13 protein-coding genes are annotated in these 22569 nt (G+C 42.3%); 8 read left to right on the top strand and 5 right to left on the bottom strand.

The window, feature by feature from the left end:
* Nucleotides 1-3: 3 nt before the first annotated feature.
* The 5 genes from RYH73_RS00895 to RYH73_RS00875 all read right to left on the bottom strand — a co-directional run bounded on the left by RYH73_RS00895 (nucleotide 4) and on the right by RYH73_RS00875 (nucleotide 7409).
* Nucleotides 4-1554, bottom strand: coding sequence for a RagB/SusD family nutrient uptake outer membrane protein (locus RYH73_RS00895; protein ID WP_335311365.1), 1551 nt, complete (start codon nucleotides 1552-1554; stop codon nucleotides 4-6).
* A gap of 25 nt (nucleotides 1555-1579) precedes the next feature.
* Nucleotides 1580-4924 (bottom strand): SusC/RagA family TonB-linked outer membrane protein, encoded by a 3345-nt coding sequence (locus tag RYH73_RS00890; RefSeq protein ID WP_335311364.1) that lies wholly within the window; start codon nucleotides 4922-4924, stop codon nucleotides 1580-1582.
* A 95-nt stretch (nucleotides 4925-5019) separates the two neighbouring features.
* A complete protein-coding gene (locus RYH73_RS00885) occupies nucleotides 5020-5979 on the bottom strand; it encodes a FecR family protein (RefSeq protein ID WP_335311363.1) in 960 nt (319 codons plus the stop codon).
* A gap of 105 nt (nucleotides 5980-6084) precedes the next feature.
* Nucleotides 6085-6651 carry an RNA polymerase sigma factor gene (locus RYH73_RS00880; protein ID WP_335311362.1) on the bottom strand — a complete coding sequence of 189 codons (567 nt, stop codon included), beginning with the start codon at nucleotides 6649-6651 and terminating at the stop codon, nucleotides 6085-6087.
* A gap of 161 nt (nucleotides 6652-6812) precedes the next feature.
* Nucleotides 6813-7409 carry an RNA polymerase sigma factor gene (locus RYH73_RS00875; RefSeq protein WP_335311361.1) on the bottom strand — a complete coding sequence of 199 codons (597 nt, stop codon included), beginning with the start codon at nucleotides 7407-7409 and terminating at the stop codon, nucleotides 6813-6815.
* Nucleotides 7410-8122: 713 nt separating this feature from the next.
* On the opposite strand from RYH73_RS00875, the gene RYH73_RS00870 reads away from it, so the two are divergent.
* The 8 genes from RYH73_RS00870 (at nucleotide 8123) to RYH73_RS00835 (ending at nucleotide 22513) form a co-directional block, all read left to right on the top strand.
* The gene (locus RYH73_RS00870) at nucleotides 8123-9112 is read left to right on the top strand and encodes a FecR family protein (protein ID WP_335311360.1); all 990 of its coding nucleotides are present in this window, start codon (nucleotides 8123-8125) and stop codon (nucleotides 9110-9112) included.
* Nucleotides 9113-9140: 28 nt separating this feature from the next.
* On the top strand, nucleotides 9141-12656 hold the full coding sequence (locus tag RYH73_RS00865; RefSeq protein ID WP_335311359.1) for a SusC/RagA family TonB-linked outer membrane protein: 3516 nt from the start codon (nucleotides 9141-9143) through the stop codon (nucleotides 12654-12656).
* Nucleotides 12657-12667: 11 nt separating this feature from the next.
* The gene (locus tag RYH73_RS00860; RefSeq protein ID WP_335311358.1) at nucleotides 12668-14506 is read left to right on the top strand and encodes a RagB/SusD family nutrient uptake outer membrane protein; all 1839 of its coding nucleotides are present in this window, start codon (nucleotides 12668-12670) and stop codon (nucleotides 14504-14506) included.
* A gap of 42 nt (nucleotides 14507-14548) precedes the next feature.
* Nucleotides 14549-15397 carry an endonuclease/exonuclease/phosphatase family protein gene (locus tag RYH73_RS00855; RefSeq protein WP_335311357.1) on the top strand — a complete coding sequence of 283 codons (849 nt, stop codon included), beginning with the start codon at nucleotides 14549-14551 and terminating at the stop codon, nucleotides 15395-15397.
* Nucleotides 15398-15586: 189 nt separating this feature from the next.
* On the top strand, nucleotides 15587-16678 hold the full coding sequence (locus RYH73_RS00850; protein WP_335311356.1) for an acyltransferase family protein: 1092 nt from the start codon (nucleotides 15587-15589) through the stop codon (nucleotides 16676-16678).
* 75 nt (nucleotides 16679-16753) lie between these two features.
* Nucleotides 16754-17467, top strand: coding sequence for a hypothetical protein (locus tag RYH73_RS00845; RefSeq protein ID WP_335311355.1), 714 nt, complete (start codon nucleotides 16754-16756; stop codon nucleotides 17465-17467).
* Nucleotides 17468-17646: 179 nt separating this feature from the next.
* Complete coding sequence (locus RYH73_RS00840; RefSeq protein ID WP_335311354.1) at nucleotides 17647-19926, top strand: WG repeat-containing protein; 2280 nt, start codon at nucleotides 17647-17649, stop codon at nucleotides 19924-19926.
* Between the two features lie 61 nt (nucleotides 19927-19987).
* Nucleotides 19988-22513, top strand: a complete 2526-nt coding sequence (locus RYH73_RS00835) for a WG repeat-containing protein (protein ID WP_335311353.1) — start codon at nucleotides 19988-19990, stop codon at nucleotides 22511-22513.
* Nucleotides 22514-22569: the final 56 nt, after the last annotated feature.

The raw sequence follows: 22569 nt of genomic DNA, 5'->3' as shown, positions 1-22569 counted from the left end.
TGATTAATAACCTGGGTTTTGAATGAGATCTGGATTAACGCCTACTTCGGCGAATGGTAATGGATACAATAGTTTATTGTCATCTACTTGATAAGAAGAAGGAACAAGATAATTGTATGTTTTCTTTAATTCGGCACCATAGGCATTCATCGTTTCGATGGCTTTTCCTGAGCGAAGTAGGTCGAACCAACGATGGTTTTCAAAGGCTAGTTCTACACGCCGCTCATGTAAAATAAGATCGCGTGTTTCTTGCTGCGAGCCCGCTATCAGTGGTGACGCTTCTGGCATCGCACGGTTACGGACGCGATTGAGGTGTACCATCGCCTCTTGGGTCTTGCCTTGCTCGTTCTGTACTTCTGCTAATAGCAATAAGGCATCGGCAAAACGATATACCGGCCAGTTATCATCGGTATTGTTCTTATCGGTATGTGGATTGAGGTATTTTTTAATGAAAGGTACCCCTACTTTTCCTTCTGGAGCCTGATAGTTTACAATACTTTTTTGAGCAGTTAGTGTAAAGTAATAACTGCCATCATAGGTGCCTTCGGCAACGCCGATGGAAGCTTCTAAGCGTGTATCACCCGCTTCATATGCTTGAATGAGATCTTGGGTTGGGGTGTTCCAACCACCACCGCCGTCAGTGGCTGTATTTTGGGTGGCCACGCCAAAGGTAATCAGAGCGGTATTATAGCATTTGGGTAAGAAGATATAAATGAAGTTGCTTTGCATGCCGGTTTCCAGCCCTTGCATGAACTGTACTTCGAAAATGGATTCGCGACTGTTTTTATTGGCTGTGGAGAAGACATCCGCGTAGTTTGGCAGTAGACTATATCCCATCGCTTCTAGGCTCAAGAGTAGGTTTTCTGCCTGTGTGTACTCCTTTCTGGTAGCGTATACGTCAGCTAATAACATGGTGGCGGCACCTTTGCTGGCATAACCGGATTGTGGAAATTTGCTGGGCGCCGGCAATAAAGCGATTGCTTGTGTGGCATCGGCAACAATTTGAGCGTAGACTTCTTCTGCCGTGGAACGGGGAAGAAAGGCGTCCGCTTCATTGTTTACTTCTTTTAAATACAAAGGTACTCCACCGAAATAGCGAACAAGTTTGAAGTAATAGAAGGCACGAAGAAATAAGGCTTGACCTTTGAAGTTATTTTTTACCTCGTCCGTTAGGTCGGCTTGATCAATTCCGGCTAACACGACGTTGGCGCGGGAAATACCTTTGTAACTATCGTAATAGATCTGATTGGAATAGTTATTACTGGCATCGTTGGTGAAATCGGCAATGTCCGCTTTCATTTCAACAGCGGTACCTTGGATAGCTGGATTGTGTTCGTAATGTGTGTTGTCGGAACGCATCTCCCCCGTATAATAATCTGGCCCTACCGTGCGTAAGGGATTGTAAGCTGCGTTGATAGCTTGTGTAAAGTCGGCTTCGGTTTTAAAGAAATTACTTTCTGAAACTTGGTCTTCGGGTGACAGTTCCAAAACGTTCTTGCATCCCTGTACAAGGAAAATAAGCAACGCCAATACGATGGGAATATATTTTTTCATGTTTTGTCTGTTTTGCATATGTATGTTATTGGAAAAGAACATTTAAACCAAAAGAAATGGTACGCGGTACAGGATAGGCATTTTCGTCGATTCCAATGCTGGCACCGTCTAGTCCATCTAAACTGATCTCGGGGTTCATGCCCGAATAACCGGTTAGTATGAAGACGTTCTGGATAGAGGTATAGAAGCGGATTTGTTTAATGGGACCAAGGCCTTTTACAGGGTGCCGATAGCCGAGTGTGATGTTCTTCATCGCCAGATAAGACCCGTCTTCCACCCATTGCGAATTGACTTGCCGCCCAATGCCGGTTGAGCCGGTTTTGGTGCGCGGAAATTTGCCGGAGCCTGGCTCTTCGGGCGAACGCCAACGATCGGCCGCTTCTGCTAATAAGTTACGTGCGCCATCCATATTGGTTAAATAGGCCCATTTTGCAGGTAAAATAATATCACCGCCGATGGCTCCTGCCATGGAAATTCCTAAATCGAATCGTTTATAGGTAAAGTTGTTCGTGAATCCAAACAGAAAATCCGGATTGGGGTCACCAATAAAGGTACGGTCATTCTCATTGATGATGCCATCGCCGTTCATGTCACGCATCTTGATCGTACCGACATCGGAATTTGCTTCTTTGGCTGAATTGGCTAAATCCTCCGCATCTTCATAAAGGCCCTCGAAGATGTATCCATAGAACATCCCGAGCGGGTAACCTTCCTGATTACGATAGTAATCAGCACTGGTGGTGTTATTTCTACGGAAATAACCCGGGCTTACAAGCGATTCGATGCGATTTCTATTAAAGGAGATGTTAAAGGCCGTATTCCAATTAAGTTCACCAAAATTGAACTGCCCTCCTAAGCTGAATTCGTGTCCCCAGAATTTAATTTCACCTACATTGGAGGTGATGCTGCTAAAACCGGATGCCTGTGGAATCGGACGGGCTTGTATTAAGCCATCTGACAGCTTGTGATAGTAATCATAGCTAAAGAAGAGTTTATCGCCAAAGAAGGATGCATCAAGACCGATATCGAACTGCTTACTGCGCTCCCAAGCAAGATTGGTGTTTCCTAAGGTAGTAATGGTGGTACCTGGAGCTAAACCTCCATTGGCAACGTAATTAGCGGTGCCCAATTGGGCAATATGTGTATAGTTACCGATGTTGTTATTGCCCGTAATTCCATAGCTACTGCGGATTTTGAGCAGGCTCAATGTTTTACTCCAGCCTTGCATAAACGATTCGTCACTCAAGATCCATCCCAAGGAAAAGGAAGGAAAGGAACCATATTTTTGGTCACGACCGAAACGACTGGAACCATCGCGGCGCATGGAGGCACCGATGAGATAGCGATTTTTGAAGCTATAGTTAATCCGACCTAGATAGGAAATCAAACCATATGCTGTGGCATTACTTGACCCCCCGGTAATATTCGCGGCCACATTGAGATAAGGTACTTCGTCACTGGCATAGTTTCGGCCGGTAACGGTATTGCTTTCCTGATCGAAAGATTGATAGGAATAACCTGCTAAAACGTCGATAGAATGCGCTTTCCAACGTTTGGTATAGTTTAGATTGGCTTCGGCTGTATAGCTATAGTTGGTTACGGAACTACTGGTGCCGGTGGAAATGTCATCGCCATTGATGAGCGCGGGTGAAAAGAATTGTCGTGATTCATCACCTTTATCTACACCGAACAAGCCTTTTAAGCTGAGGCCATCCCAGATTTGATAGTTAAGATGGGCATTACCTAAAATACGGGTGGTTTTATAGTCGTCTTTCACCATAAGATAGCGAGCCAGTGGATTGATGTAGTTAACCATACCGGGAGAATTGGCATATTTTACAAGATTGCCGTTTTCATCGTAAGGATTGATTAAGGGGCTTGCCTCAGAAGTTTTTTGGACAATACCTTGAATGCCGTCATCTAAGCGGTTGTTGTGATCTAAACGATAACTGGGTGCGAGGTTAAAGCCAACTTTTAGTTTGTCGTCAAAGAGGTTATAATCTTGATTAATGCGAAGAGAATAAAGTTGGGTACCACTATTGATAACAACGCCTTGCTGGTTCTGATAGCCAGCTACAACCGATGACGCGGAATGTTTACCGGCGCTGGTAAAACTTATATCGTACTGTTGAATGGGAGCGGTCCGCGTTAGCAAATCAAACCAATCCGTACCTTCACCATATTGCTCGGGGTTTTGATAGACCTCTGGAATGGTGCCTTTATAACTTTCATAGCGAATCATATCCTGATAGCGTTCATTCATGAAAGTTGCGTACTGGCGTGCATTCATCATGACGGGCACACCGCGATTTGGAATGGTTTGGATACCATAGTTACTACTCAATTCTACTTTGGTTTGATCACCGGGTTTCGCATGCTTGGTGGTAATCAGGATAACACCATTTGAGGCTCTCGACCCGTACAAAGCGGTTGCCGATGCGTCTTTCAATACAGTAAAGGATTCAATTTCAGCTGGATTGATGTTATTGATACTGCCGGTAATGGGCATGCCGTCAATAACAAAAAGAGGGGAATTGCCAGAGGATAGGGAAGCTGCGTTGCGGATACGCCAAGACATACCACGACCAGGCTGCCCTGAGGTCTGATAAATTTGAACACCGGCTAGTTTACCTTGTAATTGTTGTGCAAATTGATTGACAGGCATATCTTGTAAATTCTCGGTACTAATTTCTTCCAGGGCACCGGTGATTTCGCGCCGACGTTGCGTGCCGTAACTGACTACTACTTCTTGTAGTTGTCCCGTGCCTCGCAGATTTACCTGCAGGGATGTCTCCTTGCTTTCTAGAATGTTTATTCCTTTTTGCTCATATGCTTCATAACCGATGTAACTCACGCGCAGTGTATACGTACCTGGGTTGGCCTGCAAGGAGAAACTACCATCTTCTTTTGTCATCGTGCCGGCGTTAGTGCCCAGTAGGCTGATGCTGGCACCAATGAGTGGCATGCCTTCGGTATCTTTGACAAAACCGATGAGTCTACCAGGTTGCTGTCGGCGGTTGATGTAAATGTTCCCTTTATTTACTTCTGGTACAATCGCTGCATGAGTAGCAAGATGTTCCAAAAGTGTAGCTAAAGTAGTACGCCGATCGGGCAGATCAACTAAGGCCTTTCCATTAATTTGACTCGGACTGTAAATGAGATTGAAATCCGATTGCGACTGAATGGTTTGCAGCACTTCTTCTAAGGAGATTTTTTTCGACTTAAATTGAATAATCGTGCTGCTGGTTTGCTGCGCCTCACTTTTATGTGCTAACAGGGTGCCGGCCATGGATAGCAAGGTGAGGAGGGTAATGCATGATAACTTCATAAATGCAATGAAATAAGTGACCAGTATTCGTTTTTTTGGCATATCTTTATTTGTTTTTGATTTGTTTGTGGAAGAACGATTGAAAACAGATGAACCGGAACTGCTGTCAACAGTTTCGGTTTGTTTTTTAGCGGGTTTTAGTTGTGTATATGAACCTCCTTTTTCTTGATGTTATATTGAAATGGATTGATTTTTTGTAAGGCTTTCAGCACGGCCTCCAATGTTGGATCTTCAAATCGGGCAGTGAATGTTTCGTTTCGTCCACGTTGTAGGTCTAGATAAATGGTAACCCCATACCATGTTTGTAGCTGTGCAACAACTTCTTTCCAAGAGGCGCTTTGAAATACGAGCTCATTATAAATCCAAGCATGCTCGCTTCCTGGTTGGATGGCCTTGATTTGGTGGCTACCATTGATATAATCATAAGTGAATTGCTGCCCTGCGATAAGCACGGTATGTTGTATTTTGCCTTGATTATGGCTAACGCTCACTTTGCCGGTGTTGATGCTTAAGCTGTATTGATTGCGATGGTTTTGCACTTGTAGATTAAAGGAAGTACCGAGTACACGTGTTTGCAAGGTGGCTGTATGTACAATAAAGGGTTGATGTTGATCTGGATGTATTTCGAAATAAGCTTCTCCCTTATCGAGATAGATAGCGCGATTTGGACCTGTAAAGTGCTGATCATAACGAATTGCCGTATTGCCGTTTAACCAAATGATGCTGCTGTCAGGTAGTCGTAATTTGGCCCGCTGCCCGGGCTCGGTGTGAAACGTGAAAAGTTTAGGTGTTGGTTGTTTGGTTTCTTGGTGACGTTGGCCCGGTCTGCTAAAAAGAATAAATACACCGATCAGTAACATGATGGAGGCAGCGATACTAGCTGCGAACCACAGCCTACGTTTATTCGTCCGTTGGGGTAAATGCTCTTGAATCCGTGATAACATGGCTTCTTCCAATTCCTGCGCTTTTCCGTCAGCCAAGGGCTGTTCCGAGTTCCGATCAGCTTCGAACCAGCGATCCATCCATTCTCTTTCTTCTTGGCTGCAAGTACCCCGAAGGTATTGCTCTAATAAACTACGTATCTTATTTTGATCCATGTAGGTGCGTTTACCTATAGGAGTAAAAATGCAGACATGGGTACCAATGAGATTAGGTTATCAAATTGTTAATAAATTAAGAGGTTTATGTTGCGAGCAGGTGGGCTAAAAAAAGAATATAACAGATAACATATGATCTTTAATCGCCAATCGTATCTTGCGCTTTGCATGACCTAGTTGATTTTTAACCGTTTGTTCGGCTAATCCGAGCTCTTGAGCAATCTCTTCAGTGCTTAGATTGTCCTCTTGATGCAAGCGGTATATATGTTGCTGTTTGGTAGGGAGTGCGCTTACTTCTTTTTTCAGCTGGGCCTTCAATTCTTCGGCAAATAATTGCTGGTCACCTGCATGGGCTAAGGTATCGATCAGTTGGCGATAGTCGAATCGATGGGCTTCATCCTTCAGTGAACGTTGCATCCGTCTGACCAACTCATATTTGGTCATACTATATAGATAAGCCTCTACTGAACCGTGAATATGGATACTTTCTTTTTTTTGCCACAATTGAATGTAGATATCCTGCACGATATCCTTTGCTTCTTCTTCATCTTGTGTTTTACGAAATGCCAATTGATAGAGCTTTTGCCAGGTATATCTATACAATGCAGTAAAAGCGACAGAATCACCAGCCTTGCTGTGTTCGAAGAGTTCGTCTAAGATAGAGCTGGACATAAGGTTAGACACGTTCGGTTTCAAAGCTAGCTTGCTAAATTTAACTTCTTGTTAAGTAGTTGTTATTTCGGTGTTATGCTTTACTGTTTGATGCCTCAATATCTTCCCTATCCCTTTTGTAAAGCTGTTTTGAAGGTATCCCTTAGCGGTGCGATATAAACTTATCGGTTAGAAAAAAAAGAATAAAGGATAAGAACTAAGGTTTGTTCGACAATAGATTTGCGTAATATAGCGTAAGATTTTTTCAGTTGATTTTTAACTGTATGAATGGAAAGATTATAGCGATCAGCAATTTCTTCATTGCTCAGCCCCTCATCACGCTTTAAGATAAAGATCTGTTGACATTTTTCAGGCATTTGTGCTACGGCTTCATCTACCAACTTAAAAATATCACCCTTTTCTTTCGCTTCACTTTCTCCACCAATCAACCAATCGCTATCCTTGGCATAATATTCTTCACGTGCGGCCCTGGCTGTCAATTCTTTCAATAAATTGATCGCTTTATTTTTTCCCAAGGTATACATCCAAGCCCCTATCGAATCAATTTTCCCTAAGTTCTCCCGACCTTCCCAGATCTTTACAAATACGTCTTGCGTAATTTCTTCTGCTAGTTCCTTGGAATTTACCACGCGAAGAACAAATTGAAACACCCGTTCTTCGTAGCGCATCATCAAGCTTTCCAACGCATAGGCATTGCCCTGCTTGATCTCCAACAGCAATGCTTTTTCTTGCTGCCGAGACATGACTGGTTGATTCATAAGATACCTCTTTCAGATTACGGAGCAAAAGTAATAATGCTATATTATCTTAATGTTACGTTCAGTGATTGTGTAAAACGAAGGTTTATTTTATAGATCCACTTGGACGCACCCAAGTGGCAAGGTGCTTCGGCTTGTCTATTCCGTTGCAACCCGTGGTCAGATGCCCATCCGTGAATCGGAGCCACCCTCTTGCATAATGGCCATCCCCTTCGTTCGTCGATTCACTGATTACCGCCTGCTTCGCTTAATAATCAGGGAGGGCCATCTTTGACTGCCAGTTGCCGCCTCCATAGACTAGGCCATTGACATCCTTCGGAACGCTTTTGCAAAGGGGCCATAGTGCGGGGCACAACGGCCTTCCAGGGTGAGCGTAAAGAAAATTCGGTTGGCAGGGCGGGCTAAAGTGTTATGCGAAAAAGCGAAGGGAAGGAATTGTGAATAGGGGCGGCTCCGCAGAACAGAGGGATAGGAACCGAATTTTTAGTGAGAACTGGATAGCCTTGACTTTTCGTTCTTTTTGTCAAGAAAAAGAACATATATAAAAAAGTGACTAAAGAAAAGGTCCCTTTAATATAAACACCCAGACTGTTATATGAAAAGTGAAACTGGAGTTTACAGATACTTACTTTACTTTTTATTAACAAATCTTTAAACGAAGCTTAATCTCTGAGCGTAGCTCTTTTCAATAGGTCATTCTGTCATCTTAATAGATGAATGAAACATTACTACAAGAGTTATTTAGGAAGTACAAAGCGCAATCGTTAAATCCAGCGGAAGAGGACCTCCTTTTTAGTCTGCTAAATGACCCCGCATATAAGGAGCGTGTAGAAGAATTGATATGCCAATTCTGGATAGAGACTGCGCACTTTGAAGCGATGCCGTTAACGGCTGCCGGGAAAAGGCGGATTGCAACAGTAATGACTCGAATCGAAATTCCTGAAATACAAATTAAGAGAAAGTTTTCCCCCTTTTGGGCCGTAGCGGCCAGCATAGCCCTCGTATTTGGTTTGGCCATACTCTACTATTCTGCTCGTTCGATAAAATCATCAGCACCTGAAGTGCAACAGCTAGTCGAAATCAAAACCAATTTTGGTGAAAAGAAAAAGATCACCTTGCCGGACAGAAGCTTAATTTACCTCAATGCGGGAAGTGTATTGCGCTATACCAATACCTATAATGAAAAGAATCGCGAGGTCGAACTCGTGGGTGAAGCCTTTTTTGAGGTAGCGCCGGATAGAACAAGGCCATTTGTTGTGCGCAGTCAAGCGTTACGGACCTATGTTTTGGGTACTTCTTTCAACGTGCGGGCATTTGACAACGATGAACATCTTTTTGTAGCGCTAATAACAGGATCTGTACGCGTTGATCATGGTTCATCGTCCTCTTTATTAAAACCTGGTGAGAAAATCAACTATGATAAATTAACGGAAGAATGTAGGGTGTCGCCAATTGACGAAAAGGACTATTGGGGGCTTTGGCGTCAGGAGGTGTTGGCTTTCAACGGACAGCGCTTTGCTGAAGTGGTGTCCTTACTGGAAAAATGGTACGGTGTAGAGATTCATGTTAACAATAAGTCTTTATTAAATCGCCGTTTTACCGGTGAGTTCAAAGATTTACCCATTAATAGGGTGCTGGATATGCTAAGTAAGAGCAGTTCCTTTTCCTATAGGATAGAAAAGAATCAGGTCTATATTAAATAAGTTAAAATTTGCTAAATCAAAATCAGGGATGAACAATCGAATACCTAACTATCTAAACTTTATGCTGAAAGCGTTCAGCGCGGGTTGCTTTGCCTTGTTGGTTGTGCTGTGGAGTTACAGCCTTGTTTGTGCCAATACTGCGAAGGCCCAAGAGCTATCGAAAACACGGGTGAAACTTCATCTACGCAACAAGTCGCTAAAAGAAGTGTTGCAACAGCTGGAAAGGGAAAGTGATTTCCGTTTCGTGTATAGCGATGGGGCTATCCCAAAAAATAAATCCCTTTCACTCGAGATGGAGGGAACAATGGCCGAAGCTCTCAATAAGATTGCTGCGCAAACATACACGACGTATGAGCAACAAGGGAATAATTTAGTGGTAACCTATAACCCTCCCAGGCAAATGATGCCACTTTCTGGAAAGATTGTGGATGATCAGGGCATGGCACTACCGGGTGCAAGTGTACGCATACGCGAGTTGAATAGAAGTACTGCCGCTAATGAGGAGGGAAATTACCTGATTTCTGTTCCTGCAGGGACTTATACCCTGGAGGTAACTTATGTGTCTTTTGAAACACAAGTACGAAACGGAGTAGTAGTGGAGGAAGGCAAGCCAACGACAGCCGACTTTCAGTTGAAAGCGAAAGGTGGTGAATTGAATGAGGTGGTTGTTGTCGGATATGGTACACAAAAGAAAGTAAACTTAACCGGCGCGGTAGATCAAGTGGGCAGTGAAGTGTTTGAAGGACGCGTGGCTGCCAATGCCACGCAAATGTTGGCAGGTGCTGTACCGAACTTAAACATCAATCTACAGGACGGAAAACCTACCCGTTCGCCAAGCTATAATGTACGCGGTACCACATCTATTGGTCAGGGGGGAAGCGCCCTGATATTGATTGACGGTGTTGAGGGGGACCCCTCTACCTTGAATCCGAACGATATTGAGTCAGTATCGGTGCTAAAAGACGCATCTTCTGCAGCAGTATACGGTTCGCGGGGTACATTTGGCGTCGTGTTGATTACAACCAAAAAAGCAGCCTTAGGAAAGACCTCCTTTACTTATAGCGGGAATACGTCCATGCAACAATTAGCGACGCAGCCGGATTTTGTGACCGATGGCTATACTTACGCTTCACACTTCTTTGAAGCCTACAATGCATGGAACAACTATTCGTCAGTGCCAAGTAAGCTGAACAAGACACAAATCTTTACGTTAGACTGGCTGGAAGAGTTTAAAAGGAGGAAAGAGCAGGGCATTACTGAAGAAGTAACCGTAAACGATAACGGTGAATATGTATATTATGGTAATGCAGACTACTTTGGTACTTTATTAAAGGATAGAACGTGGGCACAGGATCATAACCTGTCCATATCGGGCACAACGGAAAAATCAGATTTTTATCTGTCCGGACGCTTGTATGATTACAATGGCATCTATCGCTATAATACAGATGATTATAATAGCTATAATCTACGAGCAAAAGGCGGTTTGCAGGTGACTGATTGGTTAAGGATCAGCAATAATATGGACTATAACTTGTCTAAATACCATGATCCGCAAACAGCTGGTGAAGGAGGAAATATATGGCGGAATATTGATGATGAAGGACATCCAACATCGCCTATATTTAATCCGGATGGTACGTTATCTTACTCAGCTGCTTATACGGTAGGTGATTTTATCTATGGTAAGAACGGCGTGGATAGCAAAAACGATAACCTGAGGAATACCACTTCTTTTGAAACGAAGTTCTTTAATAATAGTTTTCATATCCGGGGCGACTTGACTTTCCGTAATCGGGATCTCAGCTCAACACGTATCCGCGTACCTGTGCCCTACAGCGTAAAGGAAGGAGAAACCTTGCTTTTACGTACTTCTTTCAATGATAATATCTATCAAATTTCCGAAAAATGGCGTTACTTATTTACAAATCTGTATGCCGATTATGAAAAAACCTGGGGCGATCACTACTTCAAAGGTTTGGTAGGTTATAACTATGAACAACGAACGTATGATGCGAATTATATTACAAAGAATGGCTTGCTGACCGAAAATACGGAGAATATTAACTTGGCTTTGGGTGAATCAGTAACAGCCACAGCGGGATATAATAAATATCGGATTGCTGGTGTGTTTTTCCGTGCGAATTACATCTTCAAAGATAAATACTTGTTTGAAGTAAACGGGCGTTACGATGGTTCTTCGAAATTTCCAACGGACGAACAATGGGCTTTCTTCCCTTCGGCTTCGGTTGGTTGGCGTCTATCCCAGGAGTCTTTCTGGAACGTAAATCCGAAGGCCATTTCAGATGTGAAGTTACGGGCATCCTATGGATCCCTCGGAAATGGAAACATCGATCCTTATACCTTCTTAAATACGTATAATATTTCAACACAGGGCATTATTTTGAATGGCGCTAAAAACCCGGTAACCTCAAGACCAACGATACGACCCGACAACCTGACTTGGGAAACTGCACGCACGGCTAACTTTGGTCTGGATCTGGTTGCCCTGGATAGTAAATTAACGTTTACAGGTGATATTTATACGCGCAAAACCTTGAATATGTATACGGTTGGTCCGACTTTGCCGGATATTTTCGGAGCAGAGTCACCAAAAGGCAACTATGCCGACTTAACCACAAATGGATACGAGATATCGATCGGTTACAATGACCAATTTAATATAGCGAACAAACCTTTTCGTTTCAGTGTGAAAGCTGGTTTGGCAGATTACCGTTCAACCATCGATCGGTATAACAATACTACAGGAGCAATTACTGATTATTATGCCGGACAACGTGTAGGTGATATTTGGGGCTATGTAACCCAAGGTCTTTTCCAATCGCAGGAAGAAATTGACGCAGCACCTAAGCAAACTTTGATTAAATCTTCCAACTCGGGTGTGGTATATCCCGGAGATGTACGCTTTGCGGATTTAGACGGTAATGGTGTTATTGATTATGGTTCGAATACGCTGGATGACCATGGTGACAAAACCATTATTGGTAATACCGAACCGCGCTATATCTATAACTTCAACCTGAATTTAAATTATAGCAACTTTTATGTGTCGGCTTTCTTTCAAGGGGTAGGTAAACAGGATTGGTATCCAAGTAATGAGTCTATTTTCTGGGGGCAGTTCAACCGCCCTTATAATAACTTGCCAACTTGGCACCTGAACAATTACTGGACAGAAGAGAATCGGGACGCTTATTTACCCCGTTACGCAGGTTATAATACTTCCATACAAAATACACAACAAACGCGTTACCTGCAAAGCGTTGCCTATCTGCGTTTGCGTAATTTGCAGGTAGGATACAATTTACCGAAGGCCTTTGTGCAAAAAGCCGGTTTGCAAGCGGTACGGGTGGGTTTATCAGGTGAGAACCTTTTTACTTGGTCACCTTTATATAAGCATACCAAGGACATTGATGTAGCAAATATTGGTAAGTCGGATGAAGATGTCAGTGGCGATAATTCAGGAGATGGTTTTAATTATCCAACGATGCGCAGTGTAAGTTTTAATCTGTTAATCAACTTTTAAGACAAACAATCATGTTGAAAGAAATATATAGCGATAGCAGGTCGCAAAACAAAAAATCGAAACGTAATGGTACGTTTAGTGTGATGAAAAAAAGCTGGGTTCTATTGGCCATGACGGCATTGGTGTTTTCATCTTGCGAATTGAATGAAACGCCTAAAGCTACGGCAACCGAGGAAGATGTTTTTGGGAGTGAAAATGGTTTAGCGGCTTATAGTCGCTCGTTCTATGACATGTTGCCGGATGCCGGCAATGCTTATAATAGCGATGCAATGGCGGATTATGGAGCGGTGAATAACCTCAATAGCTTCATTCGTGAAGGCGGTTACTCTGCGGAGACAAGTGATGGCTGGAGCTGGGGCGATCTTCGCAATATCAATTATTTCATCGAACATTGCAATGATCCCAATGTCAGCGAAACGGTACGCAACAATTACATAGGAGTTGCACGTTTCTTCCGAGCCTACTTTTACCTCGATAAGGTCATGCGATTTGGAGATGTGCCTTGGGTAGATCATGCGTTGGGTATTGACGAAACGGATATTTTATACGGCACAAGAGATTCACGCACGGTGGTGATGGAGCATGTGATGGAAGATTTGGATTTCGCTTCGCAAAATATTTCATCTACCAGCTCGGATGGATCACTGATTACAAAATGGACAGCCTTAGGTTTGAAAACGAGAGCCGCCCTATTTGAAGCTTCCTATCGTAAATATCATACGGAGTTAAATTTACAGGAAAGCGCCAATACTTTTTATCAATATGTAGTGGATGCGGCTACGGAATTAATGGAAAATGGGCCTTATTCTTTGTACACGGGCGCGGGTGCGGAAGGCTCGCAGCGGGCTTTATTTATCAATGACGCGCCGCTTACGCAGGAAGTAATGTGGGCGGTGACAATGAGCGAAGATCTGGCAGTAATGAGTAGCGCTAACTGGTGGTGGACATCAGCAACCTACGGCCCACGTTATAGTTTAGTACGTCCTTTTATTAATACGATCTTAAATTTGGACGGAACTCCCTATACCAATAGACCGGATTTTCAGACAGAAGAGTTTTATGAGGAATGCCAGAACCGTGACTATCGTTTAGCGCAACTGATTCGTACACCTGGATATATGCGCAAAGGAGTGGCTTCACCTCCGAATTTCAGTAGTCATACTTATACTGGCTACCAACCGATCAAGTATACCTTGGACGATCCCTACTATGATAATGGAGCATATAATACGAACGCGATCCCTTTAATGCGCTACGCGGAAATATTATTAAATTTTGCAGAGGCTAAAGCGGAACTCGGAACTTTAACGGACGCAGATTGGGCTAAATCAATTGGCGCATTACGTGCCCGAGCAGGTGTTACAGGGGGTGTGAATACGTTGCCGACAACGGTAGACAGCTATTTACAGCAAACGTTCTTTCCGGATATCAATAACCCGATTATCTTAGAGGTTCGTCGCGAACGGCAAGTGGAGTTGGCGCTCGAAGGATTTCGTTTTAACGATTTAAAACGCTGGAAACATGGGGAGCTAATGGCTAATTTGGAATGGTCAGGAATTTATGTTCCGGCTTTGAATGTACTTATGGATCTCGATCATAATGGTACTTATGATGTCGTGTTCTATGATGGTAATACCGGCGGACCAACTGTGACGGTTCCTGCGGGTTGTGCCAGAGTGGCCATTGGTGGGGCCAGTACCAATTATCAGACATTGACGGCCAATGGGCATCTGGAGTGGTTTAAAGCGCAACCTAGAAGATGGTACGAAGATGGCCGTCAATACTTGTACCCAATCCCGTCGACCGCTATTGTTAAAAATAACAACTTGAGTCAAAATCCAGGATGGTAAATACAAAGAAAAGAGATAACTTATCGGAATAAAATGGATATAATGAAAAGGAAAATAATGGTCACACTATGCTTCTTATTGATAGGAGTAGGTATTTTACAGGCACAACAATTAAGGATAGCCACTTTTAATGTACGTTATGCTAATCCTGGTGATACAGGTAATCTGTGGATAGATCGGGCACCAGTGGTAGCTGCGTTGATCGATTTTCATGGTTTTGATGTTTTTGGTACGCAAGAGGCGCTAAAAGGACAGTTGGATGATATCAGTGCCGCTTTACCTGAATATGAACGCTACGGAGTGGGTAGAGACGACGGGAAGGATGCGGGCGAGCACTCGGCCATCTATTTTAAGAAAAATCGGTTTGAGTTATTGAAAAAAGGGGATTTTTGGTTGTCCGAGACACCCGATAAACCCAGTTTTGGTTGGGATGCGCAATCACACAAACGGATTTGCTCTTGGGTACAACTACGAGATAAGGAAAGTGGAAGGGCGTTTTTTGTTTTTAACGCCCACTATGATCATCAGGGTGTGCAGGCCCGTAAGGAGAGCAGCAAGTTGATCTTGAAAAAGATAAAAGACATCGCGCAAGGCGATCCCGCTGTTCTAACCGGCGATATGAACGGTTCCGAGGACACAGAATGGTATCAGACTTTAGCACAGTCCACTTTATTGAAAGATACAGAGAAACTGGTAAAGAAACCTTATAAACTGAATGCTTCATTTAATGGTTTCGGCAATGAAAAATCCTTACAGGCAACAGCGATCATTGATCATATTTTTATAACCAAAGATTTTAAAACCCTTAAGTGGGGTGTGCTGACGGATACTTATCATGGAAAGTTTCCCTCAGACCACTTTCCGGTGATGGTGGATCTGGAAATCAATTAATATTGTAATATTCCACTAAAATCCCTCCATCATGGAGGGATTTTTTTGTAAAGGCCCATCCTATCGGGCTCCTTTATAGTCAACTACGCTTATTTCCAACCAAACAATTTAACTGAATGATTAGCCAAGATATTTGAATGGTTTTTGACGAAAATACCTTATCTATGTACCTGAACCAAATAAGCCGAAATGGTGCAGGAATCTAACGTTAGTTTTTTACAGAGTAAACCCCATTATGATTTATTAGATGGTTTAAGAGGCACTGCTGCTTTAACTATTGTTGTTTTTCATTTTCTGGAATTTGTATACCCTGACTATAGTCAAAATTTTTTGGGCCACGGCTTTTTGGCCGTTGATTTTTTCTTCTGTTTATCGGGTTTTGTTATTGGTTACGCCTATGATGAACGCATAACTAAAATCGGTCTTTGGCAGTTTTTTAAGGCAAGGCTCATTCGTTTGCATCCGCTCGTTTTATTGGGATCTATATTGGGATTGATTGGTGTATGGATCGATCCTTTTTCGGATACTACCTATAGTTCAGGACAATTAGCGATCATCTTTGTTTGCTCGGGGTTATTGATCCCTTATCCTGTAATGCCCGACCGTGGTTTTGGTCTGTTTGGCCTAAATACCCCCTCCTGGTCTTTATTTTTTGAGTATGTGGCGAATATAGTTTACGGTCTTTGGCTCTATAAGATAAGTCGACGATCCTTATTCCTTTTATGGTCAATTGCAGCGATTTGGTTGGGCTGGGTGAGTTATGAGGCAGGTACGTTGATTGGAGGGTGGGATGGAAAAAGTGCTTGGGATGGTGCCGCCCGCATTGCTTATTCTTTTTTGGCCGGGCTCTTGGTGTTTAGGTCGACTTGGATCATTAAGAATAAATTAGGTTTTATTGGTCTTTCTATACTGCTTTTATTGGCTTTTTTGGTTCCTTATTTTAAATGGAACTGGTTGGTGGAAGCAAGTATTGTTGTGTTTTATTTCCCCTTGTTACTTGCGTTGGGTGTGGGAGCAAAGCTTTCGAACGGTATGAGATCACTTTGTGTTTTTTTTGGCAAAATATCGTACCCTTTATATATGACGCATATTCCCATGATTTGGATATTTGGAAACTATTATGCCAGTCATCAAGTAGGGACGCAAGAGCTGACGATCATTATGCTGCTTGGGACCATCTTCTCCCTCGTTTTAGCATATTTGGTAATGATGTTATATGATTTACCCATTCGAAAATGGTTACATGCAAGACGTACGCGAACCATCGTCGAGCAAAAATGAATAAAACCATTGCAATCTTGAACTTTTTAGGATTAAATCGTACTATTGGATAGGTAACCTAAAATTGATATCAAGATGGAACAGCAAAATCTGAAAAAACGAATCAATATTCTAACGGCCTACGTTGTTATTTCCACCTCAATCTGTTTGTTTTTGGCTTTTTCTGCATTCAGGACAAGTGAACGAAAAGAAAAGTTCGATGAATTGGAGGTAAAGCGGATTAATGTAGTGGGTGAGAAAGGCGATATCAGGATGGTCATAAGTAATGAAACGCGCCAACATAATGGTGTATTGGACGGCATAGCTGCGGAACCACGTAAAAGAGAAGCAGGTATTATTTTCTTCAATACGGTAGGAGATGAATGCGGGGGACTGGTCTTTAATGGTGATGAGAAAGATGCTGGCCTCGTTCTATCAGTAGATCAATTCAGAAATGATCAGGTGATGCAGTTGCAATACATGGAAAACACCGAAAACAAAGATCGTAAGTATGGTCTGCAGTTATGGGAATATCCAAAGGAAGTACGCTATAAAGAACTATTGCCTAAATTTAATCAGTTAAAAGGCAAGAGCAAGGAGGAGCAAAAGCAAATGCTTGCGAGTATGCGAGCCGATAGCCTTTTATCGGAAGATCGCCTTTTTCTTGGACGCGATTTTAATAAGAATGTGGGGCTTTTTATTAAGGATGATACAGGGCGGCCGCGTATAAAAATTTATATAGATGCTCAAAACCGAGCCAAAGTAGAATTCCTGAACGAAAAAGGAGAACTGGTGAAGGAACTGTTATAGACCCTATGTGAAGCTTTATAAGGGACGCTTCGCATGGGATTGAATTCTCCCGGAAAATTTAAAGCCAGCATCCATATGCTGGCTTTTTTATAATATACTGAATTACGCGAGTGAAAAAGATTAAAATTTCCCCGAAATCAGGGATTTGCTGAACCCTGTTCACTGCTTACTTTTGAGCTATGAACAAATTGTACTTACTGTTTTTTTTCTTAACGGCGCATTTATCCCTTGTTGGCCAAACTGTGGATGTGGTGGATGTGATTGATTTCTCGTCGTATGAAACCTTTCCGGAAGTGCAATTTGACGGTAAGAAATTTCTGTATTTACCAGAGGCAAACCTACTGATCGATAAAGTAGCGAATAGCACGGGAAATATGCTAAGTGTAATAAAGGATGGCATGTACGGTGCTGTGGATAAAAACGGGAAAATTCTTGCAGCTTTTGAATATGACGATATTGATCTCAAAGATGAATATCAAGGGCAATGGTATGAAGGTATTCATTACGACTATGAGTTTATCATCACCAAAAAGCAAGGTAAATATGGGGTTATTAATGTCGAAGGACATACGATTTGCCCACCACAATATGAAGAAATCACGATTATTAATAGAGAGCTGATCGGAATTAAACAACAGGGTAAATGGGGATGGATGACCGCAAAGGATGGTCGAATCGTGCAGCAGGCAATTTACGATGAAGTTGGTAAAAGCTATTTGCACCAAGGTGGTGTAACCATTGCAATGGGTGATAAAAGAGGGCTGGCACAGGAGGATGGAAAGGTTATTATCCCTCCTAAGTATGACTTTCTCTCGAATATCTACACCCACTCGGCGGCTTATGTCGCTTATTTTGAAAAGGGATTGTATGGTGTTTTGGATCAATCGGGAAAAGTGATTACGCCACCGCTATTTGAGTCGCTGGAATCGATGGGTGATGTGGATTTGATGAAGGTGAAGCAAGGAGCAAAGATTGGCGCCATCGATCCACATGGAAACTGGGTTATACGTGCTGAATTCGATAAGATGGAGGATTTTGTTAAGGGTTTGGCTCTTGTAACAAAGGCGGGAAAGCAAGCGGTGGTAGATGATCGTGGGAAATTGCTGGTGCCTTTTGGAGCGGGGGAGATCGAATTTCAGAATGCTATTGGGCAACGGGTATTCCCGGCCTTTGCTGCAGTAATGTTGCCGACACCGGGCGGGACTAAACTATCGGATGCTGCTTTGAAACAGCAAGCAACCGAAAAAGCAATAGCTGCACTGCCTTATACAATTTATGTAAGACAGGGCGAACAAGAGTATAGGTTCGATTGGTCTGGTCAGCCCATATTTCCACATAATAAGTTTTGGACAAGTAGTCCTTTTATACAAGGAGGAAAGGCATATTATCGTGTATTCTCAAAGAATTTGTATGGTGTTTACGATGCAACAGGGAAAGAAATTTTACCGATACAATATCATGTTCCAGCTGACCAATCCATGACTACCACGAATTATAGCGGAGGTGAGACGAATTTGCCTGATTTATCCTCGACACCTGTATATGACGGTGAGAAGTTGGGCGTGTTCGACTTGCTGCGAAAAACGTTTATCGTTCCCATAGCAGATCAGAGAGTCCGTTGGATTAGCAAGCAGTATATGGTTGTGAGTCGTAAACGGAAAGATATCGATTATGCTTATGAGACGGCCCTCTATAGTAGTGAAGGTAAATGCATCAAAGATTTTGATGCCGAGGTGTATGACATTCATGATGCTGGTCGGAATCTTTTCTTACTCGAGCGCGAAGATCAAAGCTTTCAGTTGATGGACAGTGAAGGACATATTGTTTATAAAAATATCGCTTGGCGAAATGGCATTCGGCCGTATGGCTTCGATCTACCGGCAAATGAAAATCCAGACGCAAGCCCCTTTGAAAGTGGTTTGCTTAAAATAAATGGTGAATTGGATAATCTCTTTATCGATTTGCAAGGTAAAGAAAAGCAATTTATGGAGTATACCGCTGTCGGAAGTTTTTATAAAGGACTTGCCTTTGTCATGAAGAAGACAGGTGATGGCATTTATCGTTATGGTGTTATCAACAAAGAAGGTAAAGAGATAATACCCTTGGAACTGGAACAGGTAACTACACTGTATGGTTATCCTGATTTATTGTTGCTGCGACAGCATAATCGTTGTGGTTTGTGGAGTCGAAAAGGGGAATTTGTATTGAACATCGAATACGACGATATCGAGATGAATAGTTCACAATCATATGTTCGGATTGTGAAGGATGGGAAGAAGGGTTTGGCGACCAAAGAAGGAAAAATCGTAATCCCTCCAAAGTATGAGGACTTGTCCAGAAATTATCAGGGAGAGGAAGATACTTGGCCCGTATTAGTGAAAGATGGAGAGTGGTATCGTTTGGTGAATAAGCAGGGCGTCGTTTATCCGATAAAAGCGCATTCAAAGAATAGTTATTGAGATGGAAAAATATTTTTACATAGTTATTTGCCTGTTGTTTCCACTGTTTGGTTCAACGCAAATGAAGAATAATATCCACCCGAAATCAACACCTGATTCAATTAAACAGGTCACGAGTTTAGCATCTTTTTATCATGGTTATGCACGTATTAAAGAAGGGGAGAGGGAATATTATATAAATAGACAAGGCGAAAAAGCTTTCGATGCCTTGATTCCGGGAACAAACGCGATGCTGGGAAATAAAGACGACATTGCAACTTATAAAGAATCGATCAATAGTGAATTTCTTCCAACTAAAGTAATTGCTTTTTTAAAGAATGGAAAGCTGGGTGTAATGAGTCCGGAGGGCGAAATCTTATTGCCGGCAGCTTACGATAGTGTGGGCGTGGAAAATCCATATTACTGGAAATTAAAAATAGGGAATCGTGTTTCTTTCTATTTGAAGGGTGGAAATATGTTGCCTTTTTATGAGGACATCGGTTATTTGGATGGTGATCATTTTGATGTGAAGCAAGCCGGAAAGTGGGGAATTTATAGCCTCCATGAACAAAAGCTGATTGTACCTGCCGAGTTTGATGCCTTTGACTATTGTGGCGGTTGTGGACGAAGCCCATCTTATGTATATGCAAGCCGTCAAGGTAAGTGGGGGATCATCGATTGGGATGGCAAGGAATTACTACCTTTTATTTACGAACATGCTCATTTCGGCATGCGCAGCGATAATTGGGTTGAGTCTTTTGCCAAGAATGGGAAGCGTCTGATTGTACATATTCCAACAAAGAAGGAATTTCTGACCGATGAAAGCGGAGAATATCCAAAAATAGTTGCAGGTCTCTTACTCTTTAACGAGACCATAAAAGAAAGATCTCAAAAGGCAAAGGGGACAGAGCCTGTTGATTCTGTGGTGCGGTACGGTATCTATGGGCAGGACGGAACAATAATCGCACCGGCGCAGTATGAATGGATTGATGAACCCAACGCCAATTCTTATTTGGGATATGATGGGTCGTATTTTTTGGCAAAATCCGATGGGAAGACCGGGGTTATAGATCATACAGGCACTTGGATGTTACCCGCTGAATATGATGAGGTAATGGTTTACGATGACTATTTTGTTGCTAAAAAGAACAATCAGGCCTTTTTGTTTAACAAAAATCAACAAGAATTATTAAAGGTAGATAATGCTGATATTACGCATGCCTATGAATATTTCTATTCGAGTGGCAGCGATGGTTTAGCTGCTTTTAAGATCAAACAAAAGGCTTATTATGGTCTCTACTTTGCAAAAACGGCAAAGTACTATCCGCCGGAATTTTATGACATAGATGTTAACGCCAGGCTCGAAAGGGGAGATCGTAATCTGGTTATAGGAGAAAAGCAGGGGGTGTTGACCGTATTTGACATGGAAGGGAATTTGTTGCTCCCTGCCCGATACAATAGCTTTTCGTTTTTAGATGAACTGCCAGATTCTTTGGTGAAGGTGGAACGGGGTAAAAAGGTCGGCTTATACAATGTGAGATCACAAAAAGAAGTGATATCAGCCGTTTACGAGGATTTTGAGCTGATCGGTAAACAAAATGAATTGCTACTTACTAGGAAAGGGCCCTATGATAAATCATCTTATGAATTTTGGAACTTGCAGGGGCATAAAATTATAGATAAGACCTTTAGTAAAAAGGATACGTTGAACGCTCGGTGTTACTTATTGCAAAGTGAACAGGATAAAAATTATTCATTATTTGATGTAGAAACGCAGCAAATTCGACTACTCAATTATCCTTATGTTTGGACGGTGGGCTCATCGAGTCTACTGCTAGTATCAACTGATGGAAGAACCGGTACGCTTTTCGATGCCTTAAGCGGAAAAGAAGGGACAAGCTTTTATGATGTCAGTCAATTTAATGTTGAATTGAATGGGGAACGAAATAACAACTATCCCACGCTTTTTCCATTTCAAAACGGCGTTGCAAAGGTGTTGAAAAATGGAAAATATGGCTTTGTTGATGAACAGGGTAAGGAATTTCTTTCTTCTAAATATGCAATCGTATCAAATTTCAATACAAGGGGTATTGCAGTAGTGATAAAAGGCCAAGAACAGCAGAGCATAGATTATAATAATGATTTGTTCTCTGCTAATTTTGTAGATAAACAGGGAAGAGTTCTGTTTCGGGAGGACTACCTGTCACCGGATTTGCAGTATTCCGATTTTTCGGAATTGTTTCTGGATGACAAGATATTGCTTTTTAAGCGGTTGCCACAGTCGAATGAATTGCAAATAGGTTTAGCGAATGCTGCGGGACAGGTGCTGTTAGAACCTATTTACAATGATATTATCCCTATTAAGAATGACAGTTGCTTCTTACTAAAGAAAGGGACGAAGTTCGGTTTAGCTAGTAAGGAAGGAAAGATGCTGGTTGCGGTACAATACGGAAATATCGGTTTGGGAAATAATGGTTTTTATGTGGGGGATGACGGTGCTGACAGGTTTCCTTTACCGGTGTTTAATGACGATAAGTGGTTCTATATTAATGAAGAAGGGGAAAGATTGCCGCTTGAAGCAGCTAGCTTAGATAATTTACTGTATTGATTTTTATGAAGCTTTCTTTGTAGAGAGTTCCTAAAGGAACTTCTTTTTTTGTAATT

This window comes from Olivibacter sp. CPCC 100613 (genome assembly GCF_036959255.1).
Lineage (GTDB): Bacteria > Bacteroidota > Bacteroidia > Sphingobacteriales > Sphingobacteriaceae > Olivibacter.
This window is presented reverse-complemented; position numbering and strand designations above follow the sequence as displayed.

Excerpts from the sequence above, each read along its gene's own strand:
- RYH73_RS00870 (WP_335311360.1), top strand. The coding sequence starts at position 8,123 with ATGAATGAAACATTACTACAAGAGTTATTTAGGAAGTACAAAGCGCAA.
- RYH73_RS00875 (WP_335311361.1), bottom strand. The coding sequence starts at position 7,409 with ATGAATCAACCAGTCATGTCTCGGCAGCAAGAAAAAGCATTGCTGTTG.
- RYH73_RS00885 (WP_335311363.1), bottom strand. The coding sequence starts at position 5,979 with ATGGATCAAAATAAGATACGTAGTTTATTAGAGCAATACCTTCGGGGT.
- RYH73_RS00880 (WP_335311362.1), bottom strand. The coding sequence starts at position 6,651 with ATGTCCAGCTCTATCTTAGACGAACTCTTCGAACACAGCAAGGCTGGT.
- RYH73_RS00895 (WP_335311365.1), bottom strand. The coding sequence starts at position 1,554 with ATGAAAAAATATATTCCCATCGTATTGGCGTTGCTTATTTTCCTTGTA.
- RYH73_RS00855 (WP_335311357.1), top strand. The coding sequence starts at position 14,549 with ATGAAAAGGAAAATAATGGTCACACTATGCTTCTTATTGATAGGAGTA.
- RYH73_RS00890 (WP_335311364.1), bottom strand. The coding sequence starts at position 4,924 with ATGCCAAAAAAACGAATACTGGTCACTTATTTCATTGCATTTATGAAG.
- RYH73_RS00835 (WP_335311353.1), top strand. The coding sequence starts at position 19,988 with ATGAAGAATAATATCCACCCGAAATCAACACCTGATTCAATTAAACAG.
- RYH73_RS00845 (WP_335311355.1), top strand. The coding sequence starts at position 16,754 with ATGGAACAGCAAAATCTGAAAAAACGAATCAATATTCTAACGGCCTAC.
- RYH73_RS00840 (WP_335311354.1), top strand. The coding sequence starts at position 17,647 with ATGAACAAATTGTACTTACTGTTTTTTTTCTTAACGGCGCATTTATCC.
- RYH73_RS00860 (WP_335311358.1), top strand. The coding sequence starts at position 12,668 with ATGTTGAAAGAAATATATAGCGATAGCAGGTCGCAAAACAAAAAATCG.
- RYH73_RS00865 (WP_335311359.1), top strand. The coding sequence starts at position 9,141 with ATGAACAATCGAATACCTAACTATCTAAACTTTATGCTGAAAGCGTTC.
- RYH73_RS00850 (WP_335311356.1), top strand. The coding sequence starts at position 15,587 with ATGGTGCAGGAATCTAACGTTAGTTTTTTACAGAGTAAACCCCATTAT.